This is a genomic window from Lysinibacillus sp. NPDC056185 (genome assembly GCF_047737915.1).
In the GTDB taxonomy this organism is placed as follows: domain Bacteria; phylum Bacillota; class Bacilli; order Bacillales_A; family Planococcaceae; genus Lysinibacillus.
This window is the reverse complement of sequence record NZ_JBLLLQ010000033.1, coordinates 15,949-29,204: the sequence shown is the minus strand read 5'-3', so window position 1 is coordinate 29,204 and position 13,256 is coordinate 15,949. Positions and strand designations below refer to the sequence as shown.

9 protein-coding genes are annotated in these 13,256 nt (G+C 36.7%); 3 read left to right on the top strand and 6 right to left on the bottom strand.

The window, feature by feature from the left end; all coding sequences use genetic code 11:
- Window positions 1–311: 311 nt before the first annotated feature.
- From ACMZ42_RS22710 to ACMZ42_RS22690, 5 genes are all read right to left on the bottom strand, one after another.
- Window positions 312–2,351 carry a TRAP transporter permease gene (locus ACMZ42_RS22710; protein ID WP_415732873.1) on the bottom strand — a complete coding sequence of 680 codons (2,040 nt, stop codon included), beginning with the start codon at window positions 2,349–2,351 and terminating at the stop codon, window positions 312–314.
- On the bottom strand, window positions 2,348–2,863 hold the full coding sequence (locus ACMZ42_RS22705; protein WP_415732872.1) for a DUF1850 domain-containing protein: 516 nt from the start codon (window positions 2,861–2,863) through the stop codon (window positions 2,348–2,350). The genes ACMZ42_RS22710 and ACMZ42_RS22705 overlap by 4 nt, the downstream gene beginning before the upstream one ends.
- A gap of 284 nt (window positions 2,864–3,147) precedes the next feature.
- A complete protein-coding gene (locus ACMZ42_RS22700) occupies window positions 3,148–4,152 on the bottom strand; it encodes a TAXI family TRAP transporter solute-binding subunit (protein ID WP_415732871.1) in 1,005 nt (334 codons plus the stop codon).
- A 688-nt stretch (window positions 4,153–4,840) separates the two neighbouring features.
- Window positions 4,841–5,392: a superoxide dismutase family protein gene (locus tag ACMZ42_RS22695; protein ID WP_370082891.1), complete on the bottom strand. Its 552-nt coding sequence runs from the start codon at window positions 5,390–5,392 to the stop codon at window positions 4,841–4,843.
- A gap of 187 nt (window positions 5,393–5,579) precedes the next feature.
- Entirely contained in the window at window positions 5,580–6,359 is a 780-nt protein-coding gene (locus tag ACMZ42_RS22690) for a 3D domain-containing protein (RefSeq protein WP_415732870.1), read from the bottom strand.
- A gap of 280 nt (window positions 6,360–6,639) precedes the next feature.
- Here ACMZ42_RS22690 and ACMZ42_RS22685 point away from each other — a divergent pair, with 280 nt between their 5' ends.
- A complete protein-coding gene (locus ACMZ42_RS22685; protein WP_370082887.1) occupies window positions 6,640–6,822 on the top strand; it encodes a putative motility protein in 183 nt (60 codons plus the stop codon).
- 126 nt (window positions 6,823–6,948) lie between these two features.
- Window positions 6,949–8,070, top strand: coding sequence for a response regulator (locus tag ACMZ42_RS22680; RefSeq protein ID WP_415732888.1), 1,122 nt, complete (start codon window positions 6,949–6,951; stop codon window positions 8,068–8,070).
- A gap of 225 nt (window positions 8,071–8,295) precedes the next feature.
- Here ACMZ42_RS22680 and ACMZ42_RS22675 read toward each other — a convergent pair whose 3' ends face one another.
- Window positions 8,296–9,318, bottom strand: coding sequence for a GGDEF domain-containing protein (locus tag ACMZ42_RS22675; protein ID WP_415732869.1), 1,023 nt, complete (start codon window positions 9,316–9,318; stop codon window positions 8,296–8,298).
- Window positions 9,319–9,996: 678 nt separating this feature from the next.
- Here ACMZ42_RS22675 and ACMZ42_RS22670 point away from each other — a divergent pair.
- Entirely contained in the window at window positions 9,997–13,026 is a 3,030-nt protein-coding gene (locus tag ACMZ42_RS22670) for an ATP-binding protein (RefSeq protein ID WP_415732868.1), read from the top strand.
- Window positions 13,027–13,256: the final 230 nt, after the last annotated feature.

Sequence of the window (13,256 nt, the reverse complement as noted above, 5' to 3'; positions counted from 1 at the left end):
ACAAAGGATAATTACCTTTAAATGGCAAACCTTTATTTCGTTTATCAAAAACTAACAATTATCAAAAAAACATGCAAATCAACTTTTGCTTACTTTTGAACATATTTTGATAATCATTTTTCTTGAATTTTTGTGCTAAGTTATGTATGTGCTTCTTATTCCACTTTCGCTGCAAAAAAAGAATCTGCTCGTTCCTGTAGCTTGTAAGTTAAGCAAATTCCTTCTAAACATACAAGGCATGCACTTACTAACTCAGAAAATGAGCAGATTCTTAATTTTATAACTACGGACCTAAGCCCTTTTACTTCTACTTAAGCTGTAACACTTGTTTTACTATTTCGATTGTCATCATCGTTACCTTTATGCTGCGTTACATATTGAATAATAAACATAACAATAAAGATTGCTAAGCCAGCCCAATCCGAGAGTTTTTCTGGATAGATCAGAAGTAAACCCGCTGCAATCGCAATAATGCGTTCAAACCAAAGCATTTTTCGATACCAATAACCGATTACTCCCGCACCTATGGCTACCATTCCTGTAATGGCCGTAATTACTACCCATATAATTTCAGGTATAGTTGTATCAATCATTAGCAATGCAGGTGAAAATACAATCATATACGGAATAATAAACGCTGCAATAGCAAGCTTCGCTGAGTTTACACCTGTTTTAATTGGATCTCCACCAGAGATTCCCGAAGCCGCAAAAGCTGCAAGTGCAACAGGCGGGGTTATATCGGCAATAATACCAAAGTAGAATACAAAGAAGTGTGCCGATAATAAAACAACTACTGGTACTAATTCCTGTGGTGTATTCGGTGATAATAATGCTACGATCGCAGGAGCAGCAATTGTTGATGTAATTACATAGTTCGCTGTTGTCGGAGCCCCCATCCCAAGAATTAGGGAAGCAATCATCACAAAAATCAGCGTTAAAATAATACTACCACCAGCTAATTCCACTAAACTATTAGCTAAACTTAAGCCAAGACCCGTTTTCACAACAACACCTACGATAATACCCGCACAAGCTGTTGCCGCTACAACACCAAGTGCTGTACGAGCCCCTTCAACTAATGCATCAATAATATCCATTGGTTTTAAACGTGTTTCCTTATTAAACATAGCAACGCCAATAGAAATAAGAATACCGTAAAGCGCTGCATGCATTACTGGTGTACCTGTTAACATTAAAACGATGATAGAGATTATCGGTAATAGAAGGTAAATTTTCTTAAATACCTCTCGACGATTTGGCATCTGATCATCACGTAAGCCTTTTAAACCTACACGTTTCGCTTCGAAGTGAGTCATAATCCAAATACCTGTAAAATAAAGCAATGCAGGTATCGCAGCCGCCTTCGCAATATCCCAATACGTAATTCCGCGACCGATAAATTCAACCATTAAAAACGCTGCCGCACCCATAATCGGAGGCATTAACTGCCCACCTGTAGATGCCGCCGCCTCAACTGCACCCGCAAATTCTTTACGGTACCCTAGCTTTTTCATCATTGGAATCGTATAGGATCCAGATGTTACAACATTCGCTACAGAGCTTCCTGAAATCGTACCTTGAAGTGCACTAGAAAAAACCGCCACTTTTGCAGGACCACCAATTAATTTACCCGCAAGAGATACCGCTAAATCATTAAAGTATTGGCCAACACCTGTTTTGACAAGGAATGCTCCAAAAAGTAAAAACACAAAAATAAATGTGGCTGAAACACTAATTGGTGTTCCAAAAATCCCATCTGTCGTAAAATACATGAGATTAACAATACTCTCAATATCTTGCCCTCTGTGCGCCATAAAATCTGGGAAATACGGTCCGAAATAGGCGTATATTAAGAAACATATAGCAATGATGGTAATCGGTACACCTACTGCACGACGGGCTGCTTCAAGCACCAACACGACCGCTATGAGACCTACAATAAAATCTGTTTGCGTAATGGTACCGTTACTATTAACAAGCTCTGTATAATTCATTGTCCAATACGAACCTACTACAATGGATAATACCGCTAAAATATAGTCGAACCACGCTATTTTATTCTTTGCTGCTTTTTTTCGAGCAGGGAATAGCAAGAAAATTAGGGTCAAACCAAAACCTAAATGTATCGTACGCTGAATTTGCGCTGGGAATTGGCCTTTAATTGCCGTGTAAAGCTGGAACAATGAAAACGCTAGTAGTCCAAAGAAAATGACATGCTTCATAATGCCCGATACCGTTCGGACATTGGATTCAATATCATATTTCTCAAGTATCGCTTGTTGCTCTTCAGCTGATATTTGTTCGAATTCTTCTTTTTTTACTTCGTCGTTTGATTTATGCTGTGTCGTCATTTCATCCTTACTCCTTTCCATTGTTCATAAAGTGATAAACGCTTCACCTCAAATAAATAGGATTTTCCCCTTTGTAAGTCTTTTTTTAAATCGTATTCATAATTCTCGTAATCTAATACAAGGTCTAAATCCAAATCGGCAATATAAATCGTAAAATTTTCAATGACTTCATTGTCAAACTGCAAAAAATACTTACCATCGCGTTCTGTTAATGTTTGATTTTTTTCTGCATAGCTCGGCATGCCGATTGCTAAACTTTCATACTCCATCCCTAACATTTGAATACGTGTTCCATCTATGTATTTATAATGTTCGAGTACATCCGTTTTATGGATAGAGTGAGTATATCTAATTTCAAATGTATCCTCAGTTGTCAGTGGTATATAATGCACTATCGGATCATTTATACGTGTTTCCGTAAATGCGAATACCTTTTGAAGAGGAAGAAAAATGACGATACTAAAGCAAATACATAAAAAAGCTAAAACAATTATTAATGTTCTCTTTCGCACTGCATCTGTTCCCCCACATCAATTATGCCCCGGCATAAATTCAGTGACATCCGCCTGAGGCTTTAACTTCTTTCAGCGATTGTCTTTTGTACCGAAAGCTTAGCGACAGGTACATGTGTTACCCGCCGAAAGAAGTTAAAGCTATTCGCTATTACTAACGACGTAGACTTAACGGAAGAAAAGAGACTCGAAGCTTTACGCAATCCGAGCCTCTTCGTATTAAGAAAATAACTTTTTACTCGCTATAAGCTATAGTTTGATAAAATCCAAACCCGAATGTTCCGTTATTTCTTTTCATCAAAGTATTTTTGAGCACCTGGGTGAACATCAATACTAATACCGTCTAAACCTGTCTTCGCTTTGATAAATGCCCCTTTAGCGTGAGAAATTTTACCTGTGTTATCATAAATAGCTTTCGTCATCGAATAAACAACATCTTCTGGAAGATCTTTTTTAACAGCTAGCATCGCCAGTACTGAAACTGTTTCAGTATCATTTGCAATACCATACGTACCTTTTGTTACTGTATCTTTTGCATAGTAAGGATATTTAGCAATTAACTCATCTGCTTTACCAGCATCCATACCGATAATATTCACTTTAGTTGTCGCGTTTAATGCCTCTACTGCACTAGTTGGTGTACCTGCAGTGATAAACGCTGCATCGATTTGGCCAGATTGAAGGCCGTCAGTAGACTCACCAAAGTCAAGGTTTTGTGCTTTGATATCATCCATTTTTAGACCATGAATTTCAAGTAATTGTTCAGCATTTGCGTAAGTTCCAGAACCTGGCGCACCTACAGAAACCTTTTTCCCTTTTAAATCAGCGTATGATTTAATGCCTGATGCTTCAGTCGTTACTAATTGTACTGTTTCTGGATAAAGTGCACCTAAAGCAGCAATTGAATCGATTTTTTTGCCATCAAACATAAATTTTCCTTCAGTAGCGTAATAAGCAATATCTGATTGTACAAATGCAATTTCACCTTTACCATCTTGCAAAGCCGTCATGTTGGCAGCAGATGCTTGAGATACTTCAGCAGTTGTTTTAATGCCCGTTTCTTTAGAAATAAAATCAGCAAACGTTCCACCTAGTGCATAGTAAGTACCTTGCGTTCCCCCTGTTAATAAGTTCAAAAAGTTAATGTCGGATGATGACTTTTCAGACGACGCCGAATCTCCTTTATTCGAGTCCTTTGAACCTGTTCCGCTATCAGACCCACACGCAGCCAAAATCAATAGCGTAAAGGCACTTAATAGCATTAATAACCTGAATTGTTTTTTCTTCATAGTAACCTTCCCCCTTTGGTTAAAAATAAGAATCTATTTAAAATTATCAAATATAGTATAATAATGTCAATCTATTTATTGTAAATTCAGTCTTTTATAATTATGCTATTTCTCTTAAATACTCATTATTCCCAACGTTTATCAATATCTCCTTCACACTAAATTTATCTACATTAAGCTATCAAATTCTTTTTTTCAAGAAAACATTTTTAGTTTCTACATGTATGAAAAATGCATATTTTATTTTTATCTTTTATAAAAATGTATGTTATGTATATAAGTTTAGTGGAGGCTGGGCGACTCCTTAGGGATTAGCAATAGAGGAACGAAGGCTAAAACCATCACATCCTGTGATAACGCCTTCGTGACCAACATCGTGTTGGCCCGAGACCCCGCAGCGAAGCAGATGTTTTTTGTGCGAAAGCGAAGCGACAGCAACAACTGTTTTGTCTGTGCGAAAGCGAAGCGACAGCAACAACTGTTTTGTCTGTGCGAAAGCGAAGCGACAGCAACAACAAAGCGCCCAGCCGGAACGGAAATCAACCCTACGTTATGATGACGAGTTATTTTTTCCATAGACCAAAGTGGTTGATTTCAGGAAATTAATCATTTGTTGTCGATTTTTACCCCCAAAACAAAAATACTGTATCTAAAGTGTTTTACTCCAGATACAGTCGATTCAATTTCCTTATTGAATAATGCCACAAGCAATTCTAGCACCAGAATTACCAGAAGGATCTGTTTTATAATCATCCTCAGATTCATGAATGATTAATGTAGTGCCTCCATCACGTAACAATGAGTTAGCAGCATCTTTTTCTAAAGTTAACCCTTCAGCTAAGAAATTCAGATCAACTTTACCATCTTCTCCAACCTCTAAATTCGGAAGATCTCCTAAATGATATCCCTTAGGATTATCCTTCCCATGCTCTTTACTCGTTGGATTAAAATGAGGACCTGCCGATTCAAATGTTGGTGGTTCACACTTCCCAACGGAGTGAATATGAATGCCATGTTTTCCGGCTGGCAATCCTGATAGTGCGAGTGTCACCTTAACCCCATTATCCTCTTCCTCAAAATATGCATTGCCGTAGCTTTCATTATTTTTACCAATTACTTTCGCAGTTGCAGTTGGTCCTGAACTTGCGTTAACTGCCACTTTTTGCTCCTTCTTTTCAAAGAAACTACAACCACCGACAAATACTAATAAAGAAATAATTATTAAGCTCATTTTTTTCATGAAAATACCTCCTCTATTTCAGATGGTTGCCAACAATCCTTCCACTTATGCAATTCCACTGAGAATTTTGTGAATTGTTGGTTACAGAGTAAACTTTGTACACTTGGCTTTTAATCAATGTTGATTCTTAAAAACAATGCAAAATAAAAGGATATCTCCAACCTAAGGAGACACCCTTCCACTTACATTAATTTAAAATTTTTACAGTTACACTTTTGACGCCCCACTGACGAGCTTGTCCCTCGGTAGGAATAAATACGTCAATTTTATTACCTTTTATCGCTCCGCCAGTATCTGCTGCAATTGCTTCTCCGTAACCTTCAACCCAAACTCTTGTACCAAGAGGAATTACACGCGGATCTACAGCAATTACCTTTAAGTTTGGATTCGATCTGATATCTGTTCCATTAGCTGTAATCCCCGAACATCCTTCACAATACGCTGTATAGGCAGTTGCTCGCATAGTTAACGTTTTGCCTGTATTTGTTGGAGCACTCACTGTATTTGTTTTTGTGCTCGATGTCGTTACTTTCTTTTTACTTGATGTCGTTGCCACTTTTGTAGTTTTGCTTTCGGCAGTTTTAGGTTTTGCCGCTGATGCTTTGATAGCTAATGATTCACCTACATAAATTAGATCGGATGGAAGGTCATTCCATTCCTTTAATTCTTGCACTGACACTCCATTTACGCGCGCAATTGTAAATAATGTATCCCCGGCCTCAACGAAATGTTGATCACTATCAAATTTCGGCTCGACTACATTTAAATCTTGCTCTGGATAAAACCATGTCGAGTCTGTCTCATTCAGTGGCTCATAATCTCCTAAAGATAAATTGTAAATTTTCGAGACTCCCCACAATGTATCGAATGGCCAAAAAGAGATTTTGTCCTTAGCAAATGATGGACTAGCAAATAAACCTAATCCCAAGATTAATGTTCCAGCTAAAGCTAAAGCTTGTTTTTTCATATTTTATAACCTCCATATTTTAATACTTTGCAATCTGCTGCTAGCACACTAGAGTTAGGTTCTTTTATGCAAGCAATACTAGAGAATGCAATTAATAACTCAGGACAACGGACCTGATATTACGAATTATTACTATAAAGGAGGAAAAATATACAATATCGATTATATTTTTGGTAAATTGAACAATTTTAAGGTAAAACTACTGCAAAACTATTTGCAATTTTTATATGTTGGAAAATCAGTGCTTTTATCCGATAATATGGTAAAGGAGGAATGTAGGGTGGAAGTTAATACAATAATGTCTTCTCAGATTATGGAGCTACAACAAACTGTACAAATGAGTGTTATGCAAAATGCGCTCAATCTAAATACTGCAGCTGCTATCAATTTATTAAAAGATCTGCCACAGCAACAAGTGGCTATACATCCACATAAGGGGTCAGTTATTGATATTTCGATTTAACCTACTTCACTACATATCAATTATTCCTCGGCATAATTGTAGCTGTCGCTTTGCTCTCGCTACAGAAAACATTTGCTGAGAGAAGTTAAAATTAATATTTGAAAGTTGGTGCCCTTTTTGATTCGAGTGATAGTAATGGATGATGAGCCATTAGCTCTTATAAATATGGAGAAGAAGTTAAAAGAATTTAATTCAATAGAGGTCATTAAATCTTTTACAACTGTAAAAGATTTGCTGGCAGAGGGACCGAGCTTGGATTTTCAAGTAGCATTTTTAGATGTTGAAATGCCCGGCATGAACGGATTAGAGATTGCACAGCTATTAAAAGAATGGAACAAGAATATTTTTATTGTATTTGTCACTGCGTATCGGGACTATGCTGTTCAAGCATTTGAAATTCACTCCATAGACTATTTACTAAAACCTATTTCAAAAGCTCGTCTAGAGACAACTATTAACAGAATCCAAGAACTCCTTCACCTAGAAAATAAATCAACTCCTATACAAATACGAAATAAACCCGCTCTTGCAATACAATGCTTTGGAGGATTCGTTGTTTTATACAATAACAAAGCCGTCCATTGGAGAACGCTTAAAACAAAAGAATTATTTGCCTTTCTTTTTTCCAACCTAAATAGCCAAGTCCCTCGTGATACAATCATCGATGCTTTATGGGCAGATACGGAATTAAAAAAAGCGAGGGTACAGTTACATACAACAGTTTCCTATCTACGTACTACGCTTTCAACTTTGGGCTATTTAGAAGTCATACAGTATGCAAATGGCTGTTATATTTTGCAAATAGAGGATTTTCAATGTGATGTCCATGACTTAGAGCATATTTTAAATGCTAAAGCAGAGACTGGAAAGATTGATGTAGAGAGGGCTGAGGCACTAATACAAAGCTACCAAGGTGAGTATATGGCCACCTTAGATTATCCCTGGATTACTAGTAAAGCAAATTTTATGAACAACAAATTTACTCTTTTACTTCATGATTTAGTAGAGCATTATACAGAAATTCATGATGTTAAGAAACGAGAGCAAATTTTACTTTTAACAATAGACCATAATCCATATTCCGATAAAACCATACAGCAGCTAATAAAGCACTATATAGAAGTGGATAATCGAGCAAGTGCAGTGAAGGTTTACAATACCTTTAAAAGTACCTTGTTAGCAGATCTCGGTATTTTACCAGAGCAAGAAACGACTGAGCTATTTAACGCTATATCTGTCGGAAACTAAGAGACCATCGAGAAGATAACTCTCGATGGTCTCTTATCTCGTATTCATTTCACCAGTAATGAAAATCAACTGTCTTACCACCATAGCGTGGGGTTGATTTCCGTTCCGACTTATATACTAACATGCGTTTTGCAAATATCATTTACGGTATTCATTCGAATCAACAGACCTTTATTTAATATTAATTGTAAAAGAAAAAATTTATTATTTGAGTTTGGCTGATATTCATTTGATTAATTCTCCAGATAATTCTTCGACGACACAGATACAATTCTTTCCTGACTGTTTCGCCTTATATAATGCCTTATCTGCCATTGTAATGATCTGATTAGCAGTCTTAATATTTGCTGTAAATGCTGTAATGCCGGCAGACATTGTCACTGGCCTTCCACATGCCGTATCTAACAAGGCCTGCTTAATGCGTACATTCTCCGCCAATTCTAATGCTACATCTATTGTCGTGGATGGTAATATAACCATAAACTCTTCCCCACCATATCGAAAACACATACCCTGTTGCTCAATGGCCTTCTGCATATGATTTGCGAAAGCTTTTAAAACTTCATCCCCTACAGTATGTCCATATGTATCATTTATACTTTTAAAGTCATCTAGATCTATTAACACTACTGTATGTGGCACTGTATTGACGATTAGCTCATTTAAAATTTGATCCATCCTTCTACGGTTAGGAATTCCCGTTAAGGAGTCTAAATTCAGTTGACTCGTTAAATCAAATATTTCGCTTTCCGAACTTATGACCATGTTTTGTACTACTTTTTTTAATGAATGTGCTTCGTAATACCAGTCATCCATTTCTTCAAGCTTCTGTACTTCTTCTCTCTCCACGCTAGTAGAAAGCTTTTTTAAAGGTCGTGCAATTTTGAAAGCAAGCCATACAGCTACCACAAGTACTGCAACTAACCATAATAGTAAAGAAACGATTATACTTTTTATGAACGCACTAAATGAAACAACTCTTTCATCAAGTAACTTGTCAACCACTTGCACCATATAAGGTTCAATCGACTTATCTTGATTTGGTTCCATCTGTTTTTTTTGTACGTATCTCTCCGTGATTACTGAAACTTCCTTCACATAATTTTCCTGCATGGCAATCTTATTTTGCATAAGAATGTCGTTAAAATTTCGATAGCTACTCCAAATACTAATACTAGCAGTCGCAAGTACAACAATTACCGTCATACTAACAATAACAAACGATAACTTTAACTTGAATTTTCCCACAATAGATCATTTCTCCCATTGAGATGATTTTTTGTTAAATTTTAATACGCTTTAACTCACAAATTATTTATTCCTTCATCATACGTCACGCCTCTTAAAAAAAACTTAAACTAATGACTCTCCCTCAAAATATGTACTTGACTGCACAGTAAAAAGGGGTATCAAATCTCACGCTACGCCCTCAGGGAAACAAGTAGCCTGTAGCCTGTAGCGAAAATCAGCTCCCCTATCCTTTCTGATTAGTCTGAAAGTAACACTTTTAAAAATTTCTTATTTCCATTTTCTAAATTTCATGGCATGGTAAATATAGTGCTTTTAACTTCTTTCAGCAGATGTCTTTTGACCGAAAGCGCAGCGACAGGTACAGATGTTTTCTGTAGCGAAAGCGCAGCGTCAGCTACAGAAATTAAAGCCTCCGGCGGATGTCACAGAATCGGAAATGAGTTAATAAAGGATGTTAGCCTAAAATCATCGCATCCATGCGATAAAGGCTAACTGACCTGCATCAGTGCTGTGTTGCTGTCGCTTCGCTTTCGCACAGACAAAGACACGTTGCTGCCGCTACGTTAGCACTACGCTTTCGCACAAAAAACATCTGCAGGCCTAAGCACAAAGCCGATTCCGGACGCAATTATGCCGAGGCATAATTGATTACAAGAAGAAATTTTGGAGGTTCTTATGTCACTGTTGAAAAAAGCGACTATACGACATTCACTTTTCATTTTTTTAATTTTCATATTGCTTACTACCCTTCGTTTACTTTGGCTAGCATACTTTCTCCCTTCAAGTAATCAACCGATTGCCCAGGAAGGTATATTTGATATACGGGATCAGCAGTTATCCGACGAAGAAGTTCTTAACTTAGATGGTGAATGGCTCTATTATCCCGGATCATTAATAGATCCCTTAAACATCAATACCCAATCATTTGAACAAACTACCCGAACGGTTCCCATGCGAGATTCAAAGACAACGATACAACGATATGGTACATACCGTTTAAAAATCTTACTCAATCACGATGCTCCCGAAGATCATCGTTATGCCGTTCGGATTCCTGCAGTGTCGACTGCTTCAGCATTATATATTAATGGGAAGTTGGTTGAACAATCAGGGAAAGTAGCTACTGATTCACATAGTCATAAAGGTCAAGCCGCTCCTTATACTCTTTACTTTACAAATAAGCAACCTGAAATTGACTTAATTTTACATGTATCTAATTTTGATACATCAGTAAGTTCCAACATTGATAAAAGAGTTTTATTTGGCTCTGCTTCTGCTATGGCACATCACCAAATGATTAACGATCTATCTCTTGCAACAATTTCGATAACGCTCATATTGTTCGCACTTTTTAGCACCCTTGTGTTCTTTTTTATTAATCCAAAGCCAATTGTTTTACTGTTCACAGTAGGTTTTCTTTTGCCTTTAGCAGATGAATTAATTTCATATGACCAATCTATTATCACTTGGTTACATCTCGATTATGTATGGTCATTTAAGCTATCTACTATCATTTATCTCGGGTCTTCTTTTTTCTTTATCCAATTTATGCGTGTTTTACTAGTCACATATCATAATGCTAAATGCTTTCAGTGGCTCTGTGCTTTCTATTTCCTTTCAGCATTTTTCACTGTCGTCTTACCGATTGATTGGTTATTCGCAATAAATCCTTTTTACTTTATACTTTATGTCGTTTCATTTTTATTTGTAGTAGTACTCGCTTTAAGAGAGTATCTTGAAGATCAAAAACAGAGCACTGCTTTTATTGCATTGACGGCCCTTGGTGCAATGAATGGCATCATATGGGCGTATATCAAATCCATCTATGTTTTTGATATACCCATGTATCCGTTCGATTATTTATTTGTCATGCTCGGTTTTTCGGGTTATTGGTTTAAACGCTTTTTTGAAAATAAAGAGCAAATTAATCAATTGATTGCTAAATTACAAAAGGATGATGCATTAAAGGATGAATTTTTATCCAGTAGCTCACAAAAGCTGTGGGATCCCACGAATAAAATGATTACATTAGGACAGTCCATTTATGATAATCCAAACAATAAGCTTATGACTGATGATAAACACAACCTGAAGCATTTAATTGATATCGGGAGAAGCATGTCCTTTACGTTAAATGACATACTAGATTTTACTCGTTTAAAGGAAGGTAATTTACATCTCCATAAAAAGAACGTTAGCATCCAAAGTATAGTTTATGGTGTTTTTGACATGTTACGCTTTGTAATAGGCGGAAAACAGATTCAAATGAATTCAACGATTCCTAGGGCATTCCCTAATGTAATGGTTGATGAAAATCGATTGATTCAAATTCTTTTTAATCTCCTACACAACGCCATTAAATATACGAGTGCAGGATCTATAAAAATCAGTGCCCATATAGAAAATAATATGGCTGTCATCCACATTCGTGACACCGGGTTAGGAATGGATGATGATATCCAAAGTCGTCTATTTTCCCCTTACGAACAAGGCAATGACAACAATGATGGAATTGGTCTCGGTTTATTAATTTCAAAGAAGCTCATCGAATTACATGGTGGAACTTTGCGAATACATTCTATTCCTAACAAAGGATCAGATGTCTATTTCACTTTGCCATTAGCAGAAGGAGACTTTAATGAGGAGCAATCCTATATAGAGGAAGAAGACATACATATTCCTATTGAAGAACATATTTCCCCGCCGACAATGGAAAAGCAATTTAAAATTTTAATGGTCGACGATGATCCGGTAAACTTAACAATTATGCGAAGTTTATTTGCAACACCAGAATATGCTGTTACTACAGTTACTTGCAGTGAAAAGGCATTAGAAGTGCTACAGCAAGACGATTGGGATTTAGTCATTATCGATGCGATGCTACCATATATATCTGGCTATGCGTTAATTGAAAGTATTCGAGAACACTACTCATTACTTGAATTGCCTGTCTTATTACTAACAGCTCGTAGTTATTCCGAGGATGTCTATACTGGTTTCGCCCATGGTGCAAATGACTATGTTACGAAGCCTATTAATTCATTAGAGTTAAAGGTAAGGAGCAGAGCCTTAATCGATTTAAAATATAGTATCAATCAACGACTGCATTTGGAAACAGCTTGGCTTCAGGCCCAAATACAGCCTCATTTTTTATTTAATACATTAAATTCAATTGCATCACTAAGTACAATCGATACAGATCGAATGGTTGACTTAATGCATCATTTTGGTGAGTATCTACATGCAAGCTTTGATGTGAGGAATTTACAGCGGGTAGTGCCACTTAAGGATGAGTTAGAACTAGTACGCTCATATCTCTATATTAATCAGCAGCGTTTTGGGAACTTACTAAACATTGAATGGGATTTAGATGACAATATTAATATTGAAATTCCCCCTATCTCCTTACAAACTTTAATCGAAAATGCAATTTGTCATGGAGTATTGAAACAGGAAGAAGGCGGTACGGTTTGTATCCGTATAAAGGATTTTCAGGATCATGTAGCAGTAAGTGTTGTAGATGATGGCGTTGGGATTGATCCAAGTATATTAGATGAACTACAATCCAGTAGTAATTCGCCAAACACTGGCGTAGGTCTACGTAATACAGATTTACGTCTTAAAAGGATTTACGGACAGAGGTTACAAATTAAAAGCACATTAAATGAAGGAACAACTGTCACCTTCCATATTCCTAAAAAATAAATGAAAGAGGTCATCACCTTCCCAATAGGGTTTGTGGTGGCTCTTTTTTATAGTTTCAAGTTACAATTATTGTATTCAATGAATAATATTAATGGATTTCTAAAAATCAGGGTACATTAAAAATATATAAATAAAGAAGGCTGCTCACCATAACGTAGGGTTGATTTCCGTTCCGACTGAGCGCTTTGTTGCTGCCGCTTCGCTTTCGCGCAGAGCAAAGCTTCCTGGGG